Here is a 25,167-nt window from a genome sequence, read left to right as displayed (position 1 = left end):
TATGGGTCCCGGCCTTCGCCGGGACGACGGGGAAGAAGCTGTGACGGCGGCCGGCATCGTCATCGTTAGCCCGCGACCTGCTTGATGCGGGCGATCAGTTCGTCGACGGCCTTGTCCACCGGGACCTTCTCGCTGACGACCCGGTTCATCGCCTTGGCCCAGACGTTCTCGTTGTTCAGGATCGTGAACTTCCAGTTCTTGGTGAAATCGAACGGCGCGGTACCGCCGGTGAACTGGGCGTATACCGCCCTGCGGTGCTTGTCGGACTGCCAGAACGGACTCGCTTGGCTCGCCTTGGTCACCGGGAACCAGCGGCCAAGCGCACCCTCGATATAGGGACGGACGTTCTCTTCCTGGAGCAGGAAGCTGATGAACTGCTTGCCCTCAGCCTTGTTCTTGGCCGCCGCGAACATCAGTCCGGTCTTCACGTCGGAGCGGTACCGGATGGTCGAACCATCCGGGGCCTTCGGGAAGGACGCCGTGATGATGTCCTGCTCATAGGCCTTCTTGCCGGCGTCGCGCTGCTCCTGGGTCAGCGCCGGATTGATCGAATCCTCGTACCATTTCGCCGCGATCGAGATCGTGAAATTGTGTGTCATCACGATCGTCTTGTTATGGAAGGCGACGTTGTTGTCCGGATCCTTCCAGGTCGTCGAGGAGGGCGGGGTGCAGCCCTTGATGTAGGTGTCGGTGTAGTCCTTCATCGCCTTGATCAGGTTCTCGCGCACCTTGGGATCGTCGACCGTGAGCTTGCCGTCATCATCGACCAGCTTGACGTGATAGGCGTCCATGAAGGTGTAGAACGACTGGAAGGAGTCGGTGGATTCCACGCCCATCGGCTGGCCCACGGCGTAGATGCGCTGGCCGGTGGCCTTGCGGATCGCCGGCTGCACCTTGTCGCACCAGAACGTCCAGTAGCCGGTCCAGTCGGTCGGAATGTCGCTCTGCTTGAAGCCGGCCTTCTCCAGCATGTCGTTCCAGATCTGGACATGCATGCTCTGCTGCTTCAGCGGAAAGCCGTAATAGGCCTTCTTCTTGGTGACGTCGTTATAGAGGATCGAGGCGTCCAGCGTGTTCTGCACGAACCGGTCCTTGATCGGCTCCATGACGTCCGTGAGATCCTCGAGCTTGCCCTCGAAGGCCCATTTGCCCTGTGCCTGCACGTCATAGGAATCGGAGTAGGCGACGTCGGGCACGGTGCCGGCGTCGAGCGCTGCGACCGTCTTCGGAATCATGTCCTGGATCGCGTACTGCGACAGTTCGACCTTGATGCCGGTTTTTGCTTCGAACTTCTTGATGGTCTCGATCAGTGCATCGTCTTCGGACCTGTAGAAGCCCTTGGCAAACCACACGGTAATCGTCTTTTGCTGCGCAAATGCAGGTGCGGCGGCCGCAAACAGCCCGGCCGCAGCGACCGCCAGTGATACAGCGCCTATAATTTTGGATTTCACGTTTTTCTCCCTCAAGCCGCCGGCGTTTTAACCGGTCGGATAAAACACTAGCGCATGGCCGCCAGCCGATCTAGCGGCATGTTGTCAGACCTAGGTCGAGGGATATCGGGCTCTCGGAGATGCTTAACGCGCGCATCGATGCGATCGCCGCATCAATTCGTGGCAATCAATTCGCCTCTTGCGTTTCCGGCTTCGTCTGACACATCCGCTAGTCCACAGACCTGCGGGTTCTATGCGGTATGAGCACTGAACGCAACGCAAGTGGCCGGCCCACAGTGCTCCGGCCACAGAATTCGAAAATGCCATCGAGAATATGGCGGGCCGGACCCGAGGAGCCCCAGTTCAAAGGGAAGCGGTCTTGCACCGCTGCACGGGCGAGCTATCAGCGCTTGCCCTTTATGCCGATCGACACGCCCTTCGAACTTGCCTCGGCGGACCGGGACCGCGGCTTGCCTTGCCCGCTCGTCCCTGAAGGAGAGCGCCACGCCTGAAGAAGCATCTTGAGAAACTGGCTGGCATGAGGAGATAGTGTCGTCCCGTGCCGGCGCACGATTCCGATCGTCCGCGACACTTCCGGCTCGATCAACCGAATGGTGTGAATGATCGGATGACCCGCGGCCGGCGTCGCAAGCCTCGGTAGCACGGCGATGCCCAGTCCTGCTTCGACGAGACCAAGCGAACCGGAGAGGTGAGCGACTTCGTAGGACCAGTTCAGCTGCAGGCCGTGTCGCGCCAGCGCATTGTCGATCAGCGCGCGATTGCCGCTGTTGCGACCGACAGTGATAATTCGGTGCGATACGATCTCCGACCAACTCACCTGTTTGCGCGATGCCAACGGATGGTCATGACGGCAGGCCAGGACGAAAGGATCCTCGACCAGTTTCTCAAATTCGATTTCGGCATGCGAGGCACCAATGAAATTGATGCCGAAGTCGGCTTCTCCGCGCGCGACCGCTTCCAATCCCTCATTGGCTCCGATGTCCAGAATCCGGATGCGGATGCGCGGATACGCTTCCGCGAACCGGCCGATCGCACGCGGCAGGAAATAGAACACGGCTGTCGGCACCGCCGCCACCGAGACCAGACCTGAACTTCGCGCGCCGATATCGTGAATGGCGAGCACCGAGGTCTCGAACTCGTCGATGAGGCGACGCACTTTCGGCAGGAAGTCGCGGCCCGTCATGGTGAGATTGACGTGGCGCGTCGACCGTTCGAGCAACGGCGCGCCGAGGCTTTCCTCCAGTTTTTGAATGCGCCGGCTGAGCGCCGGCTGCGAGAGGTTCAGCGCCCTGGCGGTCCGGACGAAGCTTCCCGTTTCCGCCACGGTGATGAACGCTTTGAGGTCGAGCAGTTCTGCGTTCACGGCATGCTCCATTATACCGGTATACGAAACAATACCTCAGATATTTGCATTTCACAAAAGAGTTCTGACGAACGATGCTTCGGTTCGAGCGCAGATGTCGACGAACGGAACGGATCCATGAACGATCAGATCGCTATTCCCTGTGTGGTCATGCGCGGGGGCACCTCACGCGGGCCGTTTTTTCTGGCCAGCGATCTTCCGGCCGACCCGAGGTTGCGCGACGCCATCCTGCTGTCCGTGATGGGAGGTGGGCACGATCTTGGAATCGACGGTATCGGCGGCGGCAATGCCGTCATCAACAAGGTTGCGATCATTGGACCCGGATCGGTGGCGGGCGCCGATGTTGACTACCTGTTTGCCCAGGTGCGGGTTCGTGAAGGCATCGTCGATACCTCGCCCAATTGCGGAAATATGGTGGCGGCGGTGGGGCCGTTCGCAATTGAAGCCGGCCTGGTAGCCGCCGCCTCAGATCGCACCCATGTGCGCATCCACAATGTCAACACCGGCAAGCTGATTGACGCGATGGTTGCCACCCCCGGAGGACGGGTGACCTACGAGGGCGAGGCGAGGATCGATGGTGTGCCGGGAACGGCCGCGCCCGTCGAATTGTCGTTTCCCGACGCGGCCGGCGCACGCACCGGTCGCCTGCTACCCACGGGGCGACCGATCGACTGCATCGAAGGGATCGATGTGACCTGCATCGACGCGGCCATGCCCGTGATGCTGGTCCGCGCGGCGGATCTTGGCTGGAGCGGCCGCGAGGCACCCTCGGATTTCACCGACAGCTCCTTCCGCACGCGTCTCGAAGGCCTGCGCATCGAGGCCGGACGCCGGATGGGCTTTCCGAATGCTGCGGCAATGGTGATCCCGAAACCGGTTCTGATTGCGCCCGCGAGCGAGGCGACGTTGAATGTCAGGTACTTTATGCCACACGAGTGCCATAGCGCGCTGGCGGTGACCGGTGCTGTCGCGATTGCGACTGCCTGTGTCACGCCCGGAACGATCGTCGCAGAGATGGTGGGACCGCTGGTGCCGCCGGTGCCGATCACGTTGGCCCATCCCTCCGGCCAGCTCGTCGTTCGGCTGGAGCCCGGCCCGGTTGCCCGGGTGCAGCGGACAGCTCGGCGAATCTTCGAGGGCCACGTCTTCGCCCGTCGGTCGCACATTCCTCATTCAGTCCTGGCGGCCTGAAGCCGACGCCGCCTCCGAAGCCATCAAGAAATCAGAACTATGGAAGAAACGAGAATGCAGAAGCAAACGCTGGTTGAGCATGCGAGCATCGACGCGCGAAAGCCGTTCTACCGGGTTCTCTACGTTCAGGTGCTGATCGGTGTCATGCTGGGTGTCCTCGCGGGCCATTTCTGGCCTGAACTTGGCGCCGCGCTGAAGCCCCTCGGAGACGGCTTCGTGTTGGCCCGCGAACTGGGACAGAACGGCACGCTCGAGGTCGAGGCGGGAGCGAAGATTGGCGGGGCAGCAGCGCTGCAGGAGGACAAGGTCTGGATTTCAACGACGCAGTCCGCCGCTTGACGCCGCGTCTGGATGAATCGGGCGCAGTATTGGCACGTCGAACTCGTGGCGCGCAGGCTGCCAACCCCAAAGAGCGACGTTGGTCACTCTAGTTGGATTTGGCGTTGTCCTTAGCGTTCTCCGCCGTCGGAGATCCCTCCGGCGCCTGCCGCTTTCCGCCGGTGATGCGCTGCTTCAAGAGGTCGAGGAAGGGAGATGCCGCCGGCGAGTGGCGGATCAGGGCCTCGGGATCGGGGAAGATCAGCGGATCATCCCAGGGACCCTGCACCATGAATGGCAGTTGAAAGCCCGATGCCGTATTGAGGCTCGCCACGCCCTTCATGTCGTATTCGCGCGTCGGCACCGACGCGGTGCCGGTCATCGTGATCTTTGCAGCCGGCCCTTCGATGCGGATGTCCTCGGCGGTGGCGATCCCGTCGGCGAATTTCACCGCGATGGTGAGGTTGTCGTAGGGCGTCGAGCCATTGCGGAAATTGCCGCCGCCGGACAGCGGCCGCCGCTCCAGCCGCTTCAAGAGCTGCTCGGCATTGAAGCCCGCGATCGCGCCGTCGTGGCCGGTCACGGTGGCGGTGCCGTCGAGCGACTGCACCAGGCCGAACGGGCTCGAGCCGGAGGCGACGAGGGACACGTTGACGTTGCCGCGGCCAGACAGCTTGTTGAGGCCGAACAGTTCGGCGGCGCAGGCCTGGAGGTCGACGTCGGTGAACTGGAATTGCGCCTTGATGTCGGCGACCGTGTCGGAGCGCGAGATGCCGAACGAGCCCTTGGCGATGCCGCCATAGACCTGGGCCTCGCCGACCGAGAGCGCCAGCGTGCCGTTGCGTAAGTTCGCGCCGATCGCGGTGCGGCCAAGCTTCGAGGGCCCGACGGTCAGCTTGGCTGCCGACAGGCGCATGTCGAGGTCTGTGGTCGAGAGGCCATTGAGGTCGAACAGCTGCCTGTTCCAGTCGCGCGCGCCGCTCGCGAGCAGGCGGAAGGTGGAGATATAAGGCGTGAAGTCGAGCGCGTCGGCGGCGAGCGTCGCCTGCAGCGTCTGCCGCCCGTTATTAGCATAGGTCATCACACCTTCGGCGGTGTTGCCGTCGAGCTCGACATTGACGTTGGTGAGCGCGATCGAGGCGCCGACGACATTGGCGCGTGCCTTCAGCGCGAAGCGGCCGAAGCCGCCGCTGCCCGGCTGCGGTTGCCCGGTCCAGCGCAGCGCGTTGCGCAAGGACGGGCTGTCGATGGTCAGCGTGCCCTCCATCATCGGGCTGGTGCGGTTGGCGACGCTGCCGTCGAAGGCGAGCTTGAGCGGCGCGCTGGCAATCCGCGCCTTCAGGCCCGAGCGGTCGCCGGACAGCGCCGCGACGAAATCGGCAAAGCTGATCGAGCCGTCGACGCGCTCGCCGCGCCAGTCGAATTGTCCGGTCGCGGCAAAGGAGCGCGAGATCGAGGGCCAGGCCAGCGACAGGTCGATGTCCTCGAGCTTCTCGGTGGCGTGGGTGGCGACGTCCTCGTAATCGAGCACGCCGTCCTGGATCCTGATCTCGGAGAACGACACCTGGTTGTCGGCGCCGGGCTTCATCGTGCGCGCGATGGTCTGGATGAAGGGTGTCCAGTTGCTCTCGCCGTCCGGCTTCAGGCTGACATGGATGTGCGGCCGCAACAGCGACAAATCGGCGATCTCGAACCGCTGCAAGAGCAGCGGCAGCAGCCGCAGATTGGCGGTGAGCACGTCGACATGGAGCGCGGGGTCGCTGGTGCCGCCGCCCTTCAGGCCGACGTCGTGGAAGGAGATGTAGCTCGCTGGCAGCACCGAGATGTCGATTGCGCCATCGACGCTCAGTTCGAGCCCGGTGACGTCGCGGATCTGCGCCTCCACCGCTTTGCGCAGCGCGTCGCGGTTGACGAGCCAGGAGGTCGCGATCAGGGCGATCAGCGCGACGCCGAGCAGCGCCGCGATCGGCGTCCCGAGGCGCTTCATTCCTTGGGCCATGGTCAATGGCATGTCCTGATCGGGTTGGTCGTTGGAGCCAAAAGGGCGGGACGGGAAACCTGCGTACCCAACGCCCAAGCCTTGTTATGTTAAGTGCTGCAACTTGATGGGTTTTCTTGTCGCTTTCAAGGCCGCGGGCGGGTCTGCCCACGGCGTGGGCAGCTTCTACCACCGGCTCCCGGAACGGAGAACCCCGTATCATTGACGGCTTCGGACGATTTCGCCTAATAATCGCCGCCAACAAGGCGCTGCGCCTGCAAGCCGAAGGTTCGAGGGTTTTTGCATGAACAAGGTCTATCCCGACGCCAAGTCGGCGCTTGAGGGCGTTCTCAAGGACAACATGATGATCATGTCGGGCGGCTTCGGCCTCTGCGGCATCGCCGAGGCGCTGTCGGATGCGATCCGCGAGTCCGGCGTCAAGGGCCTGACGGTGGTCTCCAACAATGCCGGCGTCGACGGCATCGGGCTCAGCCGTCTCCTGGAAACCCGCCAGATCAAGAAGATGATCTCGTCCTATGTCGGCGAGAACAAGCTGTTCGCCCAGCAATTCCTCGCCGGCGAGCTGGAGCTCGAATTCAATCCGCAGGGGACGCTGGCCGAGCGCATCCGCGCCGGCGGCGCCGGTATCCCGGCCTTCTACACCAAGACCGGCGTTGGCACGCTGATCGCCGAAGGCAAGGAAGTGAAGGAGTTCGACGGCGAGAAGTACCTGATGGAGCGCGGCCTGTTCGCCGACCTCGCCATCGTGCACGCCTGGAAGGGCGACACCGCCGGCAACCTGATCTATCGCAAGACCGCGCGCAACTTTAACCCGATGATGGCGACCGCGGCCAAGGTCACCGTGGCCGAGGTCGAGCATCTCGTTCCCGCCGGTGAGCTCAATCCCGACCACATCCACACGCCCGGCATCTTCGTGAAGCGCATCGTCGAGGTCGGCTCGGCCAAGAAGCGCATCGAATTCCGCAACACCCGCCCGCGCCCGACCAGCGCGTTGGCGGCCGGCACGGGAGTTGAAATCTGATGGCCTGGACCCGCGAACAAATGGCGGCGCGCGCCGCGAAGGAATTGCGCGACGGCTACTACGTCAATCTCGGCATCGGCATCCCGACGCTGGTCTCGAACTACATTCCGGACGGCGTCGACGTCAGCCTGCAGAGCGAGAACGGCATGCTCGGCATGGGCCCGTTCCCCTATGAGGGCGAAGAGGACGCAGACCTCATCAACGCCGGCAAGCAGACCGTGAGCGAGCTACCGACGACCTCCTATTTCTCCAGCGCAGATTCCTTCGGCATGATCCGCGGCGGCCACATGGATCTGTCGATCCTCGGTGCCATGCAGGTGGCCCAGAACGGCGATCTCGCCAACTGGATGATCCCCGGCAAGATGGTCAAGGGCATGGGCGGCGCCATGGACCTCGTCGCCGGCGTCAAGCGCGTCGTCGTGGTGATGGAGCATTCCGCCAAGGACGGCCCCAAGCTGCTCAAGAAGTGCAACCTGCCGCTGACCGGCGAGCGGGTCGTCGATATGATCGTCACCGATCTCGCGGTCTTCACCATCGATAAGCATGGCGACGGCGGCATGGCGCTGATCGAACTCGCTGACGGCGTTACGCTCGACGAGGTCAAGGAAAAGACCGAAGCCGAATTCCGCGTCGCGCTGAAGAATACGTAAGGTCTTCGCAAATGGGGCGCGCATGACGATACGGTCTGCGCGTCCCGAAGACGCGGATTTCATCGCACAGACTATCCTGTCGGCGCAGCGCGGCTATCGGCCGCGTGGCTGGTTCGACGTTGCGCTCGGCTGGCCTGATGCGCAGTGCCGCGAATTCATCGCGCGGATCGCGGTCGCACGCGCGGCGTCGATGTGGCATGTCTCGCGATTCCTGGTCGCCGAGATCGATGGCAAGCCTGCCGCCGCGTTATGCGCATTGCCAGCAGCCGGCACGGGACCCGCGGCTTGGCGCGCGATCGAGGAGATCAGTGCTGCGACCGGACTTGCCGCTTCAAAGCTGGACGCGATCCGCCGGCGCGGCACCTACACGCGTACCTGCTGGGTTCAGGGCGGCGAGGGCGATTGGATGATCGAGCATGTCGCGACCGATCCCGCCTACGGCGGCCGCGGCCTGGTGCAGGCGCTGATCGTGCACGCGCTGGATCGGGGGCGGGCGGCCGGATTTGCCCGGGCGACGGTCTCGTTCCTGATCGGTAACATGCCTGCCGAGCGCGCCTACTCCAAGGCCGGCTTTGCCTTCGTTGAAGAGAAGCGCGATCCCGCATTCGAGGCGATCATCGGTGCACCGGGGTTTCGCATGTTCGCGCGGATGATTTGACCTCGCCGCCTACACCTTAATCCAAGGCGCCAACACGCTCGCCACCCATGACGTCTCCTCGCGCACCAGACGGAAGCCGAGATTGGAGGGCGGAACGCCTTGCGCGCAGCCGCCGGCGCGGGCGTCGCGGATGAAATCGGTGATGTAGGCGCGGTGTGCGCCTTCGGCGACGCGGACGCCGCAATTCACGGTCGGGTGGCCCGCCTTTCCGGCTTCGTCGACACGCGAGCGCACGAAGCAGGTTGACGTCCACTCCCAGACATTGCCGGCGAGATCGGACACGCCGCGCTCGTTCAGGCCGAACTTTCCGAATGGATAGGCCGTGGTGTCGGAGAGGTCGCGCTCGGATTCGCGTTCATAGCGGCTGATCCAACGCTTCGCCGGATCGTCTGCGTCCACCGGCGTGCCGTCATCCCTGAACCTGGAGCCCGCCGCAAAAGCCCATTCCGCATCGCTCGGCAGGCGGTAGTGGTGACCGGTCGTGCGCGACAGCCAGTCTGCATAGGCCTGCGCATCGTGCCAGCTCACCTGCACAACGGGACGATCGGGAGCAATCGCGACCCCGCGATCGAGCGCGTGGCAATCGCCGTCCTGCACGCAAAGCTGATAGTCGGCGGAGGAGACCTGCTCGCGCATGATGTGAAGCGGCTGCGTGAATTGCAGTGTGCGTAGCGGCGCCTCGGCCTGCTGTCCGGCGCGCGTGAAATCGCCGGCCTCGCGGTAAGAGAAGTTGCCCGCGGCGATCTCGACGATCGCCGGCTCTTGCGCGCCCCGCGTCGTCATCTCCGAGACCAAGGGCGCAACGGCGAGCGGTCCGGCAAACCCGGCCGCACAAGCAAGTGCCAGTTTGAGCTTGAATGCAATCAGCATGGTGATTCCCCCGAAAGAACGAGGGGCCGGCGCTGGCCGGCCCCTTGTCGCCGCTAGTTGGTGTTGGCGGCCGGTATGTCCGCAGGCGCCTTCACCTGGGTCATCAGATCGTCGTTCCACTTGCCTTCGACCTTGAAGTGCGCCGTGGCGCCGAGGTCCGCGGCCTCGATCAGATTATGCGTGACATAGGCGTAGATGCCGGGCTGCAGGAACTTGTACATCGCCGCCCCCGCCGAGCCGCCGCGGATGAACCAGGTTTCGAGCCCGGTTTCCGGCGGGTTGGAGAACTTGCCTGTCTCCCAGACATAGTCGCCATGGCCGCCGATCAGATGTGGACGGCTGTCGCGGTTGGCCTGCGAATGCACGATCAGCACGTTCTCGCCGACATTTGCGGTCAGTGCGTTCTTGCCGGTGAGGGCGCCGACCTTGCCGTTGAAGACGACGTGGGAAGGGATCAGCTTCTTCATCACCTCTTCGGTGTCGGTGAAGGCTTCGCCCGGCGAGTCGTAAGACTTGAAATTGCCTTTCTCGTCGCGCGGCACGTACATGTCCTGCTCGCCGACATAGTAGACCTTGTCGTATTTCAGCGCGTGGCCCTTGCCGTCGTTCAGTCCGTCGCGCGGCAGCACCATCACGGCGCCGTTCATGCCGGAGACGACGTGCCAGGGGATCATCGGACCGCCCGGGGCGCAGTGATAGACGAACACGCCGGTCCGCGTCGCTTTCCAGCGCAGCACGACCTGCTCGCCGGGGTTGACCAATGTGAGCGCGGCGCCGCCGAGCGCGCCGGTCGCGGCATGGAAGTCGATGTTATGCGGCATGGTGTTGGTCGCGGGATTGACCAGCGTCACCTCGACGTAGTCGCCCTCATGCGCGACCATCAGCGGGCCCGGCATCGAGCCGTTGAAGGTCATGGCCTGGAAGGTGGTGCCCTTCTCGTCGATGACGACCTTCTTCTCCTCGATGGTGAGCTTGAACTCCAGGATCTTGGGACCCTGCTTGGTCGCTTGCTCGTGTGCGTGCACGAAGGGTGGTGCGACCAGCTCCACCTTCTGGCGCGGCAGTTTCAGATCGTCGGCGGCGAAGGCGGGGGTTGCCAGCATCAGGGCGGTCGCGGCGGCGCTGATCAATGCGGCTCTGCGGGTGAACATCGGAAGCATCCTTCATCTGAAAGGGTTTTGATGACGGACGCAGTCTGCGCCTGTTGCGGCAAGTATGTTTGCGCTGCGACAAGCTTTTGCCGGATTCGCCTCCGGTCAATTCCTTAAGAGGTTTGCCGAAGCATCGGTGACGCGGATGGCACGACTGCGCCTCGTGCGATATCGCCCGCGTCAGCGGCAAATCATTCGCATGTTCAGCGGCGTTCGATCTTGAAATGCTTGGATGGGTTCGATCAGAGAAGCTCGATCGCAATCCAGACCGTGCCCCAGACCGCGAGCGACAGTGCGGCGAGCACGGCTGCGACGATGGCCAGCACGCGCACGACATGAGTTGCGCCGGTGGTAGGCGCGACGGGGACGGGACGAAAATCGTCGAAGCGCGGGATGTGGCCGCGAATACCGGCAAGCCAGAGAACGAGATCGAGCACGAGCGACGCCATAGCCTATCTCCCAAAATGGCCTATCTCCCAAGGGGGCGATGATTGAACGTCACCATGGCCGCAATCCGGCGCTCAGACTTTGAGCGGGCGCAAGGTCGTCCGGCGGAAAACGGGTAATCTCGTGCCATCCGGTCCGCCCGCAAGCGGCATCAATTTACGAATGGGTAAGACATGAGGATTGATCTCGCAGAAAGCTACGGGGAAGAGAGGTTGCCGCGCTACACGAGCTATCCCACCGCGCCGCATTTCTCGACGGCGATCGGCGCAGATACCTACGCCGGCTGGCTGGCCGCGCTCCCTGGCGGTAGCAGCGCGTCCCTCTATCTGCACGTTCCGTTCTGCCGCGAGATGTGCTGGTATTGCGGCTGCCATACCCAGATCGTCCGCCGCGACGAGCTTGTTGCGGCCTACCAGCGGACCCTGCTTGGCGAGATCGCGCGTGTCGCCGACACCATCGGCCGACGCATCAAAGTCGAGCACATTCATTTCGGCGGCGGCACGCCGACGATCATGGCACCGGAGGCTTTTGCAGAGTTGATGGCGGCGGTGCGCCACGCGTTTTTCGTGCTGCCGTCGGCCGAAATCGCGGTCGAGATCGATCCGCGCACGTTGACCCCCGAGATGGTCGAGGCGATGCGGCTCTCCGGCGTCAACCGCGCCAGCCTCGGCGTGCAGAGTTTCGATCCCGTCGTACAGCGTGCGATCAACCGTGTGCAGAGTTTTGAGCAGACCGCCTCGGTCGTCGATATGCTCGGACGGGCCGATATTGCAGGAATCAACTTCGACCTGATCTACGGCCTGCCGCATCAGACCATCGCATCCTGCCTGGATACCGTGCGGCGTTCGCTCGAGCTCGGGCCGGCCCGTTTCTCGGTGTTCGGCTATGCGCATGTGCCAAGCTTCAAGAAGCACCAGCGCATGATCAATGAGTTTCATTTGCCCGACGGTCTTGCGCGTCATGACCAAGCCTGTGCCATCGCCAACGCCCTGAAGGAAGCCGGGTATGTACAGATCGGCCTCGATCATTTTGCGCGGCCCGACGATGCGATGGCCGTGGCGCTCGAGCAAGGGACGCTGCGGCGCAATTTCCAGGGCTATACCACCGACCAGGGCGAGATCCTGCTCGGCTTCGGCGCCAGCGCAATCGGACATTTGCCGCAGGGCTATGTCCAGAACGAGGTGCAGATCGGTGCGTATCAGCAGAGCATCGCGGATGGCCGCCTCGCCACCGTGAAGGGCTATGGGCTCACCGACGACGACCGGCTGCGCGCCGACATCATCGAGCGGATCATGTGCGAGTTCGGCGCCGATCTCGGTGACATCTGCGCGCGTCATGGCGCAGAGCCTGAGGCAATGTTGCAATCGGCGTCGCGCCTGAAGCCGCTGATCTCGGACGGCGTGGTGAGGTTGGACGGCGACCGTCTCGCGGTCGCGAACGACTCGCGCTTCCTGATCCGCAGCGTCGCGGCCGCGTTCGATGCCCATCTGGATCCGGGGAAGCAGTTGCACAGCCGGGTGGTCTAGAAGACACTCTTCTTGCTTGTGCTTCGACAAAGAGATTCCGGCCAGCTCCGCTATCGTCGCTTTGGAACGGAGTTGTCCATGCCTTTCCGATCTGACGATCTGGTCGATGACATCATGCGTACGGCGCCACACGCGATCCGCGTGTTCCTCGCCTTCAGGATGGCCTGTGTCGGCTGTCCGATCGCAACCTTCCACACCGTGGACGACGCCTGCCGCGAGCACGGCATCGATCGCGATAAATTCCTCGCCGCACTCTGCGACTGCGTGCCGGTGTGAGGGGAATCGGAATCTGCGCGGGGCGCGTGCGGAGTCCCGGGTGAGGGAGAGCTTTCGCCGCAAGCGGAAGTGCCCTCACCCCTATGGTCAGGCCGCGCCGCTGTCCGGGTTCCGCTCCGCCAGCACGACGATCCGGTGCGGCTCGCGCAGGATGATGCGCTGGCGACCGCTCTCGACGAGGCCCTGTTGCTCCCATCCGCTTAGGATTCGGCTCACGGTGTGCAGCGTGGTGCCGGTCATCTGCGCGATGTCCTGGCGGCTGATCGGGAAGTCGATCTCGATGCCGTGGTCGAGCTTCTTGCCGGATTGGCTGGCGAGCCGCAGCAGCGCGTGCGCGACGCGCTGCTCGACCTGCTGGGTCGACATTTCCAGGATGCGGGTGTGGCTCTCCTGGAGCCGCTTGCCGACGGTCTGCATCGTGTTGGCAGCAAGCGCCGGAAATCGCTCGATCAGCCTCGGCCAGGCCGAAGTCGGCCAGATCAGCGCCACGCTGTCGTCGACCGCCATCGCGGTCGCCGGATAATGCGCCGCTCCGATCGCCATTGCGAGCCCGAAGGTCTCGCCGGGTGCGACATAGCGCACCACGATCTGTTCGCCGCTCGGCGTGGTCTTGGCGGCGCGGACATGGCCGTGCAGCAGCAGGAAGAAGGATTGCGCATCCGCGCCCTGCTCGAAAATGGCGCTGTTCTTGGGATAGCGCGCCGAGCGGGCCTCGCGCAGAATCTCGTCGAGATCCTCGGGCTTGACGCCGGCAAACAGCGGCAGATGCGCAACCAGCGATGTGTCGACCTTGGCCATTCTGCCTCCTTGGCGCTCGGCAGTGTGATGGCACCTGCAATCGTCCTGGTGTTTGCGATAGCGCAAAACGGGCCGGCCGGGCGGCAGTATTTTTCCAAGTGACTATCCAAGTAACGGTCCAAATTCGCAGGAGTTGCCCATGGCTGGCGCCCGATCCCGTAATTTTCAGGGCTGGCCGCTGTTCGCGAACAGCTTTCGGCCGTTCTTCCTGCTCGCCGCGATCCAGACAGGGCTGTCGATCCTGGTCTGGCTGCCGATGTTTTATGGCGAGCTGTCGATGACATCGGCCTTCGTGCCGCGGGACTGGCATGTCCACGAGATGCTCTTTGGTTTCCTGCCCGCTGTCATCACCGGGTTCCTGTTCACGGCGATCCCGAACTGGACCGGACGGCTGCCGATCCAGGGGAGTTCGCTGGGCGCGCTGCTGGTGGTCTGGCTCGCCGGACGCGCCGCGGTGGCACTGTCCGCCGAGATCGGCTGGGCGTTCGCGCTTCTCCTCGACGCCGCCTTCCTGGCGCTGGTCGTCGCCGCCGCAACCCGCGAGATCTTGGCGGGCGGCAATTGGCGCAATCTGCCGGTGGTGGTGCTCGTGCTGGGGCTGTTCGCCGGCAACGTCGCCTTCCATCTCGAAGCGCATTACGAAGGTGCAGCCGATGTCAGCATTCGCGTCGGAATCAGCGTGGTCGTGCTGTTGATCGCGTTGATCGGCGGCCGCATCATCCCGAGCTTCACCCGCAACTGGCTGGTCAAGTTCAATCCCGGCCGCCTGCCGGTGCCGTTCGGACGTTTCGACGGCGCGGTGATCGGATTGAGTGCGCTGACGCTCATCGCGTGGATCGTGACGCCGTTAAACATGATCACCGGCGTGGTGATGGCGCTCGTCGGCGCCTTGCACCTGGTGCGGCTTGCGCGTTGGGCTGGCGATCGCACGCTGCGCGAGCGGCTGCTCGTGATCCTTCACGTCGGCTACACCTTCGTGCCGCTCGGTTTCCTCCTGAACGCCTTGGCCGCCTTCGGCGTACTGCCGCCGAGCGCCGGCATTCACGCCTGGATGACGGGCGCGGCCGGAACCATGACGCTGGCGGTGATGACGCGCGCGAGCCTCGGCCATACCGGACAGGCGCTGACGGCATCGCCGGCGACGCAAGCCATCTATGCCGCGATCATCATCGCGGCACTGGCGCGGGTCTCTGCCGTCGTCTTGCCCGCGTATAGCGATGTGCTGCTGCACATTGCGGCCTGCGGCTGGATTGTCGCGTTCCTCGGCTTTGCAGCCGCGTTCGGCCCGTTGCTCGCCGGCAGCCGCCGGCGTGCACTGGCCATCATGGGCGTGCCGGCTCCAGCGCGCTGAGTCTTAAGCGGCTGATGCCGACGCTAAGCTGTCAGGCTGCGCCAGCGGCCGGACGCCCTTGCGCCAGTCGGTGATGGTGCAGCCGAAGCGGCCGCGGAACCAGCGGGCCATGGCGCTCTGCGCAGAGAAGCCGAGCTGTACGGCGATATCCGCGAGCGGCCGGGCGGGGTCCTCGATCAGCTGGATCACGAGATCGGCGCGCTGCGCGTCGAGAATGGCCGAGAAGCTGGTGCCGGCTTCGGCGAGATGACGGTGGATGGTGCGGCGGGTGCAGGCGAGATGCTCGGCGACGCGTTCGACGGTGCAGTCGCCGCCCGCGAGCAGGCTGCGCACCACCTCGTCGACCTTTTCCTCCCAGCTTGCCGGCCGATTTTCGATCGCCTCGATCCGCTTGCGCAGATAACGCGCGATCAGGGGATGAGCGCTCGGGATCCGCCGCTCCATGTCGTGGACCGACAGCAGGATCGCGTCCTTCTCCGCGTTGAAAATCACGCGGCAGCCGAAGAATTCGCGATAGCGTTGGCGGTCCTGCGGCGGCGGATAGTGCAGGTGGACCTCCTGCGGCCGCCAGTCGCTGCCGAACAGCGACTGAATGATGCGGTGGACACTGCCGAGTGCCATGTCGATCGACTGGCGGGATGCGGTCGGCTGCCTCCCGCGCAGCTGCAGCGTGATGGTGACGGTTTGGTTGTCGCGCGTCACGTCGAGCTTCATGCCATCGTGATGGATATGGATGAAGCGGGAGAACGCTTCGATCGCCTCGCCGACGGTCGCCTGCTCGCGCACGATCAGGCCGACCGCGCCGAAATTGGTCAGGCCGCCGCGCTCGGCGAGCCGTAAGCCGAAATCTTCGGCACCGGACGCCTCTGCCGACAATTCGAGCAAGCGACGCAGACTTGCGACCGCGATGGGAGTATCGGGCGTGTCAAGGATGGCCAGCGGCAGCCTGGCCTTGCGCATCATCTGTTTGGGGTCGAGCCCGACCGACCGGGCGACCTCCGGGTAATAGCTCAAGCCTGCGCTGCGAATGAGGTCGGTCATGCGACCCGTTCCTGTCAGCCATTCCCGCAGATGTCCCGAAATGTAAAGTTTCTGTCCCGGTCCGTCAAATCCGGGAACAGGGTGGAACATACATAAGGAAGAACGAAGCACTGGCGCGAATGCCGTGCTCATGGCGGCGCGGCAGGGCGGTTGGCCCCGCGGCCGTCCCATTTCATTTGACCAAGACATATTGCTGGATCGGGATTATGCCGGGGAACATGCTTTCCAAGGGTGAGGTATTCGTCATTGATACTGACGCCGCCTCCCGCGAACAATTGTCCAACGCGCTCCAACAGAGCGCTTATGACGTGATCTGCTTTGCCGACGGCGCATCGCTGCTGTCGGAAGCGAAGACGCGGATGCCGGCCTGCGTGCTGCTGGAGATGCCGCCGGATCGCTCCGCGCTCGACGTGCTCAGGCGCTTGCGCGAGGAAAATTGCATGGCGCCGGTGCTGGTGACGTCGGCGAACGGCAGCATCGCCATGGCGGTCGATGCCATCAGGAGCGGCGCGGCCGACTTCATCGAGAAGCCGTTTCGTACCCACGACGTCGTCGACCGGATCGATGCCGCCATCGACGAGTCCGCCCAGCCCGATTCAAGCCGGCAGCGCTGGCTGCCCAGTTGCGAGCCGCTGACCGCGCGCGAAGCCGACGTGCTGGCGCATCTCGCGGCCGGCCTGACCAATAAGGAAGTCGCCCGGCGGATGCGTCTGAGCGCTCGCACCGTCGAGGGTTATCGCGCCAGCATCCTGAAGAAGGCCGGCGCTCGCAACGTGACGGATCTGCTCCGCCGTATTTTCGGCCAGGGCTCGCCCGACCAGGTCTGAGGTTCGACTTCCTCGCTGCCGCGGCGCGATGACGCGTTCGCAACGGCCACGATTTCCCGATTCGTGCTGCGATCGAAGATCAGTTGCCGTGATCGTGCCGTCGGGCTAGTTCTTACCCGCCTCACTCTTCCTCCCCTGTCATGCCCCGCGCAGGCGGGGCATCCAGTACGCCGCGACCTCTCCGTCTCATACAGGCGTCTCGGCGTACTGGATCGCCCGGTCAAGCTGGGCGATGACACAGCGCGTGGGAGAAAGAGCCGGGCCTTACTTCGCCTTCAGGAAGTCCGCGACGTCGAGCAGCACGAACTCGTTGTCGTCGGCCTTGTTGGGATCGCGGCTCGACGAGAACGGCAAATTGTTGTCGTTGCCGACGATGATGTGGCTCTCGTCGACGCGGTCGACGTTCTCGATGGTGAAGAACGGGAAGGTGTAGACGCCGTCATTGAGCGGCTTGCGCGCGTTCTTGTCGGGATCCTGGATCTTCAAGAGGTCGATGTAGCCGATCTTGCGCACGGGCTTGCCGACATTGGCGTCCGACAGCTCGATCTTGTAGACGCGCTTGAATTTGGCGATATCCGGAAAACAGTTCTCGCCGCGGGTACCCGCCGGGCAGGCCTTGTCGGCCGTGCCTTCGCCGTTGTCGCGCTCGATGACGAGGCCGGCGCTCGGGTCGATCATATTGAAGTCACCGATGGCGTTGCCGTTCTGCTCGAACACATATTGCCAGTAGCGGCCGGTGAACCTTTCCGCGGCGACGTCGAATTCGAGGATGCGCGAGGCTTCCTTGCCGTCGACCCGCTCCCAATCCTTCTTGTCGGCATCCCACAGCGGTCCCTCGAGCAGACCGTAGAGGAATTTACCGTCCTTCGACGACGCAAAGCCCTCAAAGCCCTTGGAGCGGCGGAGGTTGACGTTGGTGTAGGTCGCCCCCGGCGCGCTCGGGGTCGCCACCGCCCAATGGTCGGGCGAGCGCACCGTCTTGCCGTCGGCGATGGTCTCGAACATTGCGAGGATCTTGCCTGATTTGTCGGCCTTCAGGATGTAGGGGCCGAACTCGTCGCCGATCCAGAAGGTGTCGCCGATGATCTGGAAACCTTCGGTGTCGAAGTCGGCGCCGGTGAGATAGCGCCTCTCGGTGTCCTCGTGGACGATGCGGAAGGGCACCTTCTTGTCGGGATCGTGCAGGAAAATCGTCTCCTGCCGCTCGATCTTGCCGCTCGCCCAATCCATCTTGTAGTGGTTCAGGTACAACATCGAGTCCATCGAATTGGCGCGCGCGCCCATGCCGTTGTCGGTGATGACCCAGAAGGTGCCGTCGGGCATGGTCTTGATGCCGGAATGGCCCTGCAGCGGCTGGCCCTTGAACGGCAGCGAGATGCCGGTCGGGCGCTCGGCGGACTTGCCCATCACCGTGCCGAGCGCGTCGACGCGCTTGCCGGTGGTGTACTTGCCCGAGGTCTTGAGATCGGGCGGCGCATCGGCCGGCGCGTCGATGAAGGTCGCGGCCGGCATCACCACGTGCCCGGCGAGCTTGGCCGGAAATTCGCCTTCGCTCTGCGCGAGCGCGGTGCTCGCGGTGAGAATGATCGTTGCGACGGAGGCAAGAAAAGTCGCGCGCATGTGCGTCTCCTGTTGGCGGACGCACGCGTTATGCGGATCGCTGATTGCAGATTTGTGAAGCCGGGCCGAACGCCGCAGGCGGCGGTTACTCCTTTACCGCACCGGTCAGCGAGGACACGTAGTAATCCACGAACAGCGAGTAGAAGATCGCAACCGGCAGCGAGCCGAGCAGCGAGCCCGCCATCAACGCGCCCCACTGGTAGACGTCGCCGGTGACGAGCTCGGTCAGGATCGCGACCGGCACGGTCTTGTTGGCGCCGCTCTGGATGAAGGCGAGCGCGTAGATGAACTCGTTCCAGGACAGCGTGAAGGAGAAGATGCCGGCCGAGATCAGCCCGGGCACCGCCAGCGGCAGCGTGATCCGCCGCAGGATCTGCAGCCGCGTGGCGCCGTCGACCAGCGCGCATTCCTCGAGCTCGTAGGGGATCGACTTGAAATAGCCGATCAGGAGCCAGGTGCAGAACGGCACCAGGAAGGTCGGATAGACCAGGATCAGCGCCAGCGGCGAGTCGAACAGGCCGAACTGCACCACCACGGTAGCGAGCGGGATGAACAGGATCGACGGCGGCACGAGATAGGCGAGATAAATGCCGAGGCCGACATAGGGACTGCCGCGGAAGCGCAGCCGCTCGATGGCGTAAGCAGCTAACGTGCTCGCGATCAGCGACAGCGTGGTCGCCCCGATCGCGACCAGCATCGTCGTCCATAGCCAGCGTGGATAGTCGGTGTCGAACAAGAGGTGCTTGATGTGCGCCAGCGTCGGTGAGGTGATCCAGAACGGATTGTGCTCCTTGTAATTCATCAGCTCCGCGTTGGGCTTGAACGACGTGATCGCCATCCAGTAGAACGGAAACAGCAGGATCAGCACGAAGCAGCCGAGCGGCAGATAGATCATCATCAGGCGGCGCAGCCCGGAATCCCAGGCCATGGTGTCGGGTGCGGCTTTGGCATTGGCGACGGCCGAGGCTCGCGTAACGGTGTCAGTCATTGGCCTCTCCCTGCTGCCATTTGCGGCGCGCCAGGCCGAAATAGGAGAACAGCGTCGCGAACACCAGGAACGGGATCATCGACACCGCGATCGCCGCACCTTCGCCGAGCTCGCCGCCGGCAATGCCGCGCTGGAACGCCAACGTGGCCAGCAGATGGGTCGAATTGCCGGGACCGCCGCGGGTGATGGCGTAGACCAGCTGGAAGTCGGTGAAGGTGAAGATGATCGAGAAGGTCATGACGATGGCGAGGATCGGCATCATCATCGGAAAGGTGATGTAGCGGAAGCGCTGCCAGGAACTGGCGCCGTCGAGCATCGCGGCTTCGTAGAGCGAGGGCGAGATGGTTTGCAGGCCAGCCAGCAGCGAGATCGCGACGAAGGGAATGCCGCGCCAGATGTTGGCGGCGATCAGCGAAAACCGCGCTGGCCAGGGCGAGCCGAGAAAGTCGATATTGCTCGTGCGCCAATGCAGCACGTCGACCAGCAGGTAGGAGATGATCGAGAATTGCGGATCGTAGATCCACCAGAACGCCAATGCCGAGAGTACGGTCGGCACGATCCAGGGCAGCAGGATGATCGCGCGCAACAGGCTCTTGAACGGAAAATGGTTGTTGAGCAGCAGCGCGAGCCAGAAGCCGAGCGCGAATTTCCCGAAGGTCGCGATCGCCGTGTAGATCACGCTGTAGAACACTGCGTTCCACCACAGGGAGTCCGTGAGCAGATACTGGAAATTATCGAGGCCGACGAAGATGCCCTTCCGGCCGATCGTGGTGTCGGTGAAGGCGAGCCAGATGCCGAGCCCCAGCGGATAGGTCAGGAACACCGCGAGCAGCCCGATCGCGGGCGCGAGGCACATCACGACCAGAAATGGCTTGTAGTCGAACAGGCGCACCAGCCACGATGGCTGCCGTTGTGCGAGTGCAGGAGAGGAGAGGGTGGTCACGGACATCAGGGCGTTGTCCTGTCGTTAAAAGTCACCACGCCGTCATTGCGAGCGAAGCGAAGCAATCCAGTCTGTCTCCGCGGCTGCGGTCTGGATTGCTTCGTCGCTTCGCTCCTCGCAATGACGGCCGCGCTGTCGGTCGCTACTTCTGCCGCCTAAAATACCGCTTGCAGCGCTGCTCGGCTTCGGCAGCCGCGGCCTCCGGCGTCGCGGCGCCGGTGGCAACCGACGCGCACATCTGGATCAGCACGTAGTCGGCGCTGACGGCGCCGGTCGCCGTCGAGATCGGGCCCGCATAACCGTCGTAATAGGTGCTGTTCATGGTGTCCTTGAACAGCTTCACCTTGGGGTCTTGCGACCACACGGCGGCGTCGGCATAAGCGGCGAGCGGCTGGGCCCAGTAGCCGGAGTTGGCGTTGAGCCACGGCTCGTACTGGTCCTTTTCCAGCATATATTGGAGGAAGGCCTTTGCGGCGTTGGGATACTGGCTGTGCTTGAACACCATGGCGTTCAGCGTAAGGCCCGCCATCGGCGAGATCTTGGCCACCCCCTTCGGCAGCAATTGATGTTCGGTATCGTCGGCGATCGCCTTGGTCGCCGGATCCTTCTTCAGCGAGAAATAAAGCGAGACGCCGTTGGCGGTCAGCGCGATTTCCTGCGCGGCATAGGCGCGATTGTTGCTGACGTCATTCCAGGACGTCGTCCCGGCGATGAAGGTCGGGTAGAGCTGCTTGACCCAGTTCAGCGCGGCAATCGTCTCCTTGCTGTTGATGGTGAGGTTGCCCTCTTCGTCGAGCAGGGCCGCGTTGTGCGACCACAGCGCCCAGTTCGCAAAACCGTTGCCGTCGCCCTTGGCGTTGCCGAGCGCGAAGCCCGCCGGCTTGCCGGCCTTTTGCAGCTTCTGGCACAGGTCGAGGATGCCGGCATGGTCTTCCGGCACCTTGTCGAAGCCGACCGATTGCAGGATCGATTTGCGGTAGACCAGTGGCCCCCCGCTGGCGCCGAACGGCAGACCGATCCAGGTGTCGCTCTTGTTCTTCTTGCCGTAGCGCTGCGCCAGCGGCAGCCAGCCGCCGTAACGCTTGCCGACATAGTCGGCGACATCGGTCAGCTCGATCAGCTTGTCGACATAGATATGCGGAGCGTCGGAGAAGCCGATGATGATGTCGGGGCCGGCGCCGGAATTGGCGGTGACCGCGGTCTGCTGGTTGATGTCCTCCCAGCCGACGAAATCGACCTTGACCTCGACCCCGGTGTCCTTGGTGAATTTTGCCGCATTGGCGCGGAACACGTCCTCGTCGGCCTGGACGAAGCGCACCGGCCGCAGCATGCGGAGCGTTGCGCCCTTCTCGATCGGCAGTTTCGGTGCGGGGACGTCGGCAGCCTTGATCGCGGATTGAGCGTGCGCTGCAACACCTGTGGCAGCGACCGTTGCAGCGGACAGGCCCAGCGCCAAGGCATCACGACGTGTGATGTCGTTCCTCATCAGTTCCTCCCTATGATGTCTCCCTTCCCGGCGTTGATCGCCGGTGAAGGGCCGTTTCGTTCATTTGCCGGTCTTCGGCGCGCTTTGCGCCGGCCGCCTCAGCTGTTCGGGCCGCGATCCATGCTGACGGGCTGCCAGCGGCGGAGCGCGGTGTCTTGCAGCACCGACGGGTTGACGCAGCTTACCGGCCACATGCCCTGAAGCACCAGTGACAATTCGTAGCCCACCCGGCGCTTGCGTGCCTCGTCGAACCGTGCCGAGGCCGAGGCGACATGGGCGGTCAGGGTCACATTCTCCATGCTGAGGATGGGGTTGTTGTGCGACGGCGGTTCCTTCTCCAACACGTCGAGGGCGGCATGCGCGATCCAGCCCTCCTGGAGCGCCTTGACCAAGCTTTCCTCGTCCACCGTCGCGCCACGTCCGGTATTGATGAAGATCGAACCCTTCTTCATCTGCCGAAAATGCTTCTCGGTCAGCATGTGATGCACTTCGGGCCGGGCAGGGGCGTGCATCGAGACGAAGTCGGATTGCGACAGCACCTCGTTCAGTGTCGCCGGGACGACGCCGTGGTCCCACATCAGCGTTTCCTGGATGAAGGGATCGTAGGCCATCATACGCAGGCCGAACGGAGCAGCGCGCTTCGCAACTGCACGCGCGACGCGGCCGAACGAGACGAAGCCGAGCGTCTGGCCCATCAGCCGCGGGATTTTCAGCAGCGCCGGACGGCCCTCGGCCCAGCGGCCGGTGCGCACCATGCGGTCCTGCTCGACCAGGCGGCGGAAGCCGGCGAGCAGCAGCATCATGGCGTGGTCGGCGACCTCCTCGATGAAGGTGTCGGGGATGTTGGTGACGGGAATGCCGCGCGCGGTCGCGGCCTTCACGTCGACGCTATCGACGCCGACCGAGCCGAGCGTGATGACCTTGCAGCTCTCAAGTGCATCGATGATCGACTTGGTGATCGGGATGCCCTTGGCGTAGATGGCGTCGGCATTCTTCGCGGCGGCGATGAACTCGGCCTCGTTGGCGGGGGCCTCGATGATCTCGGCATCGATCGGATCGAGCGCCTCGCGCTCGTACGAATAGTCGCTGCCCGCGACCGTGAAGCTCGCGCCCTTCGGCGTCACCACCCTGTATTTCGGCATGTTCTGCTCCCGATTTGGTTTGTCGGTTCTTGTTGCGGCCCGGCCTTCGTGGCGGGCCTTTGCGTCTTTTACGCGAAATCGAAGCGGTCGCGTACAATCGGCGGTTGCCGCTGCGGCATTTATTCGGCTGATTTGGCCTTTCCTCGGGGCTTCTACGGAGCCCCCGTAACATGTTGCTAAGGGGTCTCACATTAAAAACTGCTTCAATTTGTAGCGATTCACTCGCGCGTCATATCTCTTTTGCCGGAGTCCACCCCTTGAAGTTGAGCAATCTGAAGATCGCCCCCAAGCTGGGCATCCTTGTCGGCGTCACTCTGTTTGGCCTCTGCATCTCCGGGGTGCTGGCGGGCTATCTGATGAAGCAGGAGATGGTGAATGCCCGCATCGATCAGGCCAAGGCGATCGTTGAGATGGGGCGCAACTACGCCGCGGCCTTGAAGAAGCGCGTCGATGCCGGCGAGGTGACCAAGGATGCGGCGATGGCCGAACTTCGTCGCTATGGCAACGCGATGACCTACGACAACGGTTCGGGTTATTTGTTCGGCACGTCCTATGACGGAATTACGCAACTCGCGCCCGACCCGAAGCAGGTTGGCACCAACCGCATGGAAGTCGAGACCAATGGTCGCAAGCTGTCCAAAGAGCTGATGGACGGCGTCAAGACCAATGGCCACATCCTGCTGTACTATGAATATGTGAAGCCCGGCCAGGAGAAGCCGATCCGCAAGCTTGGTTATGCGGTGGCGGTCCCCGGCTTCGACATGTATCTCGGCACCGGCGCCTATCTTGACGACATCGACGCCAAGATGGCCCCGGTGTTCTGGTCGCTCGGCCTCGCCATGCTCGCCATCGTCCTCGCGGCCGGCGGCGTTGCCTGGCTGATCGGTCGTAGCATCAGCGGTCCGCTGGCGCTGCTCGGCACCCGCATGAAGGACCTCGCGGACGGCAAGCTCGAAGGCGACATCCCCGGCGTCGGCCGCGGCGACGAGGTTGGCGCAATGGCCTCGACCGTCCAGATTTTCAAGGACAACGCGGTCCGTATCCGTGGCCTCGAAAAGACCGAGGCCGAAGCCAAGGAGCGCGCCGCGGCGGAACGTCGCAGCGCGATGGAGGGCATCGCCAGCGACTTCGAACGCAGCGTCAACGGCATCGTCCGCTCGGTCTCCTCGGCCGCGACGGGTATGCAGGCCACGGCGCAGTCGATGACCGCGACCGCCAGCGATGCCAGCTCACGTGCGGCCACCGTCGGCGCGGCCTCGCAGAGAGCGTCCGGCAATGTCGGCACGGTTGCGGCCGCGGCCGAAGAGCTGTCGAGCTCGGTTACGGAAATCTCCCGCCAGGTGACGCGCTCGACCGAAGTGGCGAGCCGTGCCGTCAGCGACGCCGAGCGCACCAATGCGACGGTGCAGGAGCTCTCCACTGGCGCCGAGAAGATCGGCGAGGTGGTCAAGCTCATTCACTCGATCGCCGCGCAGACCAATCTGCTCGCGCTCAACGCCACCATCGAGGCGGCGCGCGCCGGTGAATCCGGCCGCGGCTTCGCCGTCGTCGCCTCCGAGGTCAAGGCGCTGGCCAACCAGACTGCGAAAGCGACCGAGGAAATCTCCGCACAAGTGGCCGCGATGCAGACTTCGACCAGCGATGCGGTCGCAGCGATCGGCGGCATCACCCAGACCATCGCCGAGATGAGCGAGATCACCGCCGGCATCTCGGCCTCGATCGAGCAGCAGGGCGAGGCGACCCGCGAAATCGCCCGCAACATCCAGTCGGTCGCCGCCGGATCGAACGAGATCAACGCCAATATCGGCAGCGTCACCTCGGCCGCGGAAGCGACCGGCACCGCGGCCGGCGACGTACTCACCAACGCCCGCGAGCTGGACAGCCAGTCGGGCGCGTTGCGCAACGCGGTGGACGGCTTCCTCGCCAAGGTCCGCGCGGCGTAACTCGCCGCACCACCAAACACGCTCGTCATGCCCGGGCTTGTCCCGGGCATCCACGTTCTTGGCGACCGCGTGTGAGGATGCACGTGGATGGCCGGGACAAGCCCGGC

At 63.8% G+C, this 25,167-nt stretch carries 22 protein-coding genes and 1 pseudogene; 10 read left to right on the top strand and 13 right to left on the bottom strand.

Translation table 11 applies throughout. The features are described from left to right. Positions 1–65 precede the first annotated feature (65 nt). Positions 66–1,451, bottom strand: a complete 1,386-nt coding sequence (locus tag JJE66_RS03100; protein WP_200512654.1) for an ABC transporter substrate-binding protein — start codon at positions 1,449–1,451, stop codon at positions 66–68. 382 nt (positions 1,452–1,833) lie between these two features. Then, positions 1,834–2,826 carry a LysR family transcriptional regulator gene (locus JJE66_RS03095; RefSeq protein WP_200512653.1) on the bottom strand — a complete coding sequence of 331 codons (993 nt, stop codon included), beginning with the start codon at positions 2,824–2,826 and terminating at the stop codon, positions 1,834–1,836. A 105-nt stretch (positions 2,827–2,931) separates the two neighbouring features. On the opposite strand from JJE66_RS03095, the gene JJE66_RS03090 reads away from it, so the two are divergent. Both JJE66_RS03090 and JJE66_RS03085 read left to right on the top strand, forming a co-directional pair. Continuing rightward, positions 2,932–4,005, top strand: coding sequence for a 4-oxalomesaconate tautomerase (locus tag JJE66_RS03090; protein WP_200512652.1), 1,074 nt, complete (start codon positions 2,932–2,934; stop codon positions 4,003–4,005). A gap of 54 nt (positions 4,006–4,059) precedes the next feature. Next, a pseudogene (locus tag JJE66_RS03085) lies at positions 4,060–4,224 on the top strand (dicarboxylate/amino acid:cation symporter); the annotation flags it as partial. A 208-nt stretch (positions 4,225–4,432) separates the two neighbouring features. Here the strand turns inward: JJE66_RS03085 and JJE66_RS03080 are convergent. Then, positions 4,433–6,322, bottom strand: coding sequence for an AsmA family protein (locus JJE66_RS03080; protein ID WP_200515253.1), 1,890 nt, complete (start codon positions 6,320–6,322; stop codon positions 4,433–4,435). Positions 6,323–6,605: 283 nt separating this feature from the next. Here JJE66_RS03080 and JJE66_RS03075 point away from each other — a divergent pair, with 283 nt between their 5' ends. Genes JJE66_RS03075 through JJE66_RS03065 form a run of 3 tightly spaced genes read left to right on the top strand, consistent with a single transcriptional unit; the run spans position 6,606 to position 8,651 of the window. Beyond that, positions 6,606–7,343, top strand: a complete 738-nt coding sequence (locus JJE66_RS03075; protein ID WP_200512651.1) for a CoA transferase subunit A — start codon at positions 6,606–6,608, stop codon at positions 7,341–7,343. Then, the gene (locus JJE66_RS03070) at positions 7,343–7,993 is read left to right on the top strand and encodes a CoA transferase subunit B (RefSeq protein ID WP_200512650.1); all 651 of its coding nucleotides are present in this window, start codon (positions 7,343–7,345) and stop codon (positions 7,991–7,993) included. Before JJE66_RS03075 ends, JJE66_RS03070 begins: the two co-directional genes overlap by 1 nt. Positions 7,994–8,015: 22 nt before the next feature. Continuing rightward, positions 8,016–8,651 carry a GNAT family N-acetyltransferase gene (locus JJE66_RS03065; protein WP_200512649.1) on the top strand — a complete coding sequence of 212 codons (636 nt, stop codon included), beginning with the start codon at positions 8,016–8,018 and terminating at the stop codon, positions 8,649–8,651. A gap of 9 nt (positions 8,652–8,660) precedes the next feature. Here JJE66_RS03065 and JJE66_RS03060 read toward each other — a convergent pair whose 3' ends face one another. From JJE66_RS03060 to JJE66_RS03050, 3 genes are all read right to left on the bottom strand, one after another. Then, entirely contained in the window at positions 8,661–9,521 is an 861-nt protein-coding gene (locus tag JJE66_RS03060) for an SUMF1/EgtB/PvdO family nonheme iron enzyme (protein WP_200512648.1), read from the bottom strand. Between the two features lie 53 nt (positions 9,522–9,574). Then, on the bottom strand, positions 9,575–10,672 hold the full coding sequence (gene nirK / locus JJE66_RS03055; protein WP_200512647.1) for a copper-containing nitrite reductase: 1,098 nt from the start codon (positions 10,670–10,672) through the stop codon (positions 9,575–9,577). 242 nt (positions 10,673–10,914) lie between these two features. After that, on the bottom strand, positions 10,915–11,121 hold the full coding sequence (locus tag JJE66_RS03050; RefSeq protein WP_200512646.1) for a hypothetical protein: 207 nt from the start codon (positions 11,119–11,121) through the stop codon (positions 10,915–10,917). A gap of 171 nt (positions 11,122–11,292) precedes the next feature. Here JJE66_RS03050 and hemN point away from each other — a divergent pair, with 171 nt between their 5' ends. Together hemN and JJE66_RS03040 are read left to right on the top strand one after the other, a co-directional pair. Beyond that, complete coding sequence (hemN, locus tag JJE66_RS03045; protein WP_200512645.1) at positions 11,293–12,645, top strand: oxygen-independent coproporphyrinogen III oxidase; 1,353 nt, start codon at positions 11,293–11,295, stop codon at positions 12,643–12,645. A gap of 78 nt (positions 12,646–12,723) precedes the next feature. Continuing rightward, positions 12,724–12,921, top strand: coding sequence for a DUF1858 domain-containing protein (locus JJE66_RS03040; protein WP_200512644.1), 198 nt, complete (start codon positions 12,724–12,726; stop codon positions 12,919–12,921). Between the two features lie 87 nt (positions 12,922–13,008). Here the strand turns inward: JJE66_RS03040 and JJE66_RS03035 are convergent, their stop codons facing one another. Further along, complete coding sequence (locus JJE66_RS03035) at positions 13,009–13,719, bottom strand: Crp/Fnr family transcriptional regulator (protein ID WP_200512643.1); 711 nt, start codon at positions 13,717–13,719, stop codon at positions 13,009–13,011. Positions 13,720–13,858: 139 nt separating this feature from the next. Between JJE66_RS03035 and JJE66_RS03030 the strand changes: the two genes are divergently transcribed. Then, the gene (locus tag JJE66_RS03030; protein ID WP_200512642.1) at positions 13,859–15,070 is read left to right on the top strand and encodes an NnrS family protein; all 1,212 of its coding nucleotides are present in this window, start codon (positions 13,859–13,861) and stop codon (positions 15,068–15,070) included. 3 nt (positions 15,071–15,073) lie between these two features. Here JJE66_RS03030 and JJE66_RS03025 read toward each other — a convergent pair whose 3' ends face one another. After that, positions 15,074–16,111 carry an AraC family transcriptional regulator gene (locus JJE66_RS03025; RefSeq protein ID WP_200515252.1) on the bottom strand — a complete coding sequence of 346 codons (1,038 nt, stop codon included), beginning with the start codon at positions 16,109–16,111 and terminating at the stop codon, positions 15,074–15,076. Positions 16,112–16,317: 206 nt separating this feature from the next. Between JJE66_RS03025 and JJE66_RS03020 the strand changes: the two genes are divergently transcribed. Further along, entirely contained in the window at positions 16,318–16,938 is a 621-nt protein-coding gene (locus JJE66_RS03020) for a response regulator transcription factor (RefSeq protein ID WP_200512641.1), read from the top strand. 264 nt (positions 16,939–17,202) lie between these two features. On the opposite strand, the gene JJE66_RS03015 is transcribed toward JJE66_RS03020, so the two are convergent. From JJE66_RS03015 to JJE66_RS02995, 5 genes are all read right to left on the bottom strand, one after another. Next, complete coding sequence (locus JJE66_RS03015) at positions 17,203–18,558, bottom strand: esterase-like activity of phytase family protein (protein WP_200512640.1); 1,356 nt, start codon at positions 18,556–18,558, stop codon at positions 17,203–17,205. Positions 18,559–18,643: 85 nt separating this feature from the next. Next, positions 18,644–19,486 (bottom strand): carbohydrate ABC transporter permease, encoded by an 843-nt coding sequence (locus tag JJE66_RS03010; RefSeq protein ID WP_409362819.1) that lies wholly within the window; start codon positions 19,484–19,486, stop codon positions 18,644–18,646. Positions 19,487–19,538: 52 nt separating this feature from the next. After that, positions 19,539–20,495: a carbohydrate ABC transporter permease gene (locus JJE66_RS03005; protein WP_200512638.1), complete on the bottom strand. Its 957-nt coding sequence runs from the start codon at positions 20,493–20,495 to the stop codon at positions 19,539–19,541. Between the two features lie 136 nt (positions 20,496–20,631). Further along, positions 20,632–21,975, bottom strand: a complete 1,344-nt coding sequence (locus JJE66_RS03000; RefSeq protein WP_200512637.1) for an ABC transporter substrate-binding protein — start codon at positions 21,973–21,975, stop codon at positions 20,632–20,634. A 98-nt stretch (positions 21,976–22,073) separates the two neighbouring features. Next, the gene (locus JJE66_RS02995) at positions 22,074–23,117 is read right to left on the bottom strand and encodes a C-terminal binding protein (protein ID WP_200512636.1); all 1,044 of its coding nucleotides are present in this window, start codon (positions 23,115–23,117) and stop codon (positions 22,074–22,076) included. 257 nt (positions 23,118–23,374) lie between these two features. Here JJE66_RS02995 and JJE66_RS02990 point away from each other — a divergent pair, with 257 nt between their 5' ends. Continuing rightward, positions 23,375–25,060, top strand: a complete 1,686-nt coding sequence (locus JJE66_RS02990; protein ID WP_200512635.1) for a methyl-accepting chemotaxis protein — start codon at positions 23,375–23,377, stop codon at positions 25,058–25,060. Positions 25,061–25,167: the final 107 nt, after the last annotated feature.

This window comes from Bradyrhizobium diazoefficiens (assembly GCF_016612535.1).
GTDB lineage: Bacteria > Pseudomonadota > Alphaproteobacteria > Rhizobiales > Xanthobacteraceae > Bradyrhizobium > Bradyrhizobium diazoefficiens_C.
This window is presented reverse-complemented; position numbering and strand designations above follow the sequence as displayed.

Coding starts and splice junctions, on each gene's coding strand:
- hemN (WP_200512645.1), top strand. CDS start 11,293: ATGAGGATTGATCTCGCAGAAAGCTACGGGGAAGAGAGGTTGCCGCGC.
- JJE66_RS03000 (WP_200512637.1), bottom strand. CDS start 21,975: ATGAGGAACGACATCACACGTCGTGATGCCTTGGCGCTGGGCCTGTCC.
- JJE66_RS03025 (WP_200515252.1), bottom strand. CDS start 16,111: ATGACCGACCTCATTCGCAGCGCAGGCTTGAGCTATTACCCGGAGGTC.
- JJE66_RS03095 (WP_200512653.1), bottom strand. CDS start 2,826: ATGGAGCATGCCGTGAACGCAGAACTGCTCGACCTCAAAGCGTTCATC.
- JJE66_RS02995 (WP_200512636.1), bottom strand. CDS start 23,117: ATGCCGAAATACAGGGTGGTGACGCCGAAGGGCGCGAGCTTCACGGTC.
- JJE66_RS03005 (WP_200512638.1), bottom strand. CDS start 20,495: ATGTCCGTGACCACCCTCTCCTCTCCTGCACTCGCACAACGGCAGCCA.
- JJE66_RS03030 (WP_200512642.1), top strand. CDS start 13,859: ATGGCTGGCGCCCGATCCCGTAATTTTCAGGGCTGGCCGCTGTTCGCG.
- JJE66_RS03090 (WP_200512652.1), top strand. CDS start 2,932: ATGAACGATCAGATCGCTATTCCCTGTGTGGTCATGCGCGGGGGCACC.
- JJE66_RS03020 (WP_200512641.1), top strand. CDS start 16,318: ATGCCGGGGAACATGCTTTCCAAGGGTGAGGTATTCGTCATTGATACT.
- JJE66_RS03015 (WP_200512640.1), bottom strand. CDS start 18,558: ATGCGCGCGACTTTTCTTGCCTCCGTCGCAACGATCATTCTCACCGCG.
- JJE66_RS03075 (WP_200512651.1), top strand. CDS start 6,606: ATGAACAAGGTCTATCCCGACGCCAAGTCGGCGCTTGAGGGCGTTCTC.
- JJE66_RS03080 (WP_200515253.1), bottom strand. CDS start 6,322: ATGGCCCAAGGAATGAAGCGCCTCGGGACGCCGATCGCGGCGCTGCTC.
- JJE66_RS03060 (WP_200512648.1), bottom strand. CDS start 9,521: ATGCTGATTGCATTCAAGCTCAAACTGGCACTTGCTTGTGCGGCCGGG.
- JJE66_RS03010 (WP_409362819.1), bottom strand. CDS start 19,486: ATGGCCTGGGATTCCGGGCTGCGCCGCCTGATGATGATCTATCTGCCG.
- JJE66_RS03035 (WP_200512643.1), bottom strand. CDS start 13,719: ATGGCCAAGGTCGACACATCGCTGGTTGCGCATCTGCCGCTGTTTGCC.
- JJE66_RS03070 (WP_200512650.1), top strand. CDS start 7,343: ATGGCCTGGACCCGCGAACAAATGGCGGCGCGCGCCGCGAAGGAATTG.
- JJE66_RS03065 (WP_200512649.1), top strand. CDS start 8,016: ATGACGATACGGTCTGCGCGTCCCGAAGACGCGGATTTCATCGCACAG.
- JJE66_RS03050 (WP_200512646.1), bottom strand. CDS start 11,121: ATGGCGTCGCTCGTGCTCGATCTCGTTCTCTGGCTTGCCGGTATTCGC.
- nirK (WP_200512647.1), bottom strand. CDS start 10,672: ATGTTCACCCGCAGAGCCGCATTGATCAGCGCCGCCGCGACCGCCCTG.
- JJE66_RS03040 (WP_200512644.1), top strand. CDS start 12,724: ATGCCTTTCCGATCTGACGATCTGGTCGATGACATCATGCGTACGGCG.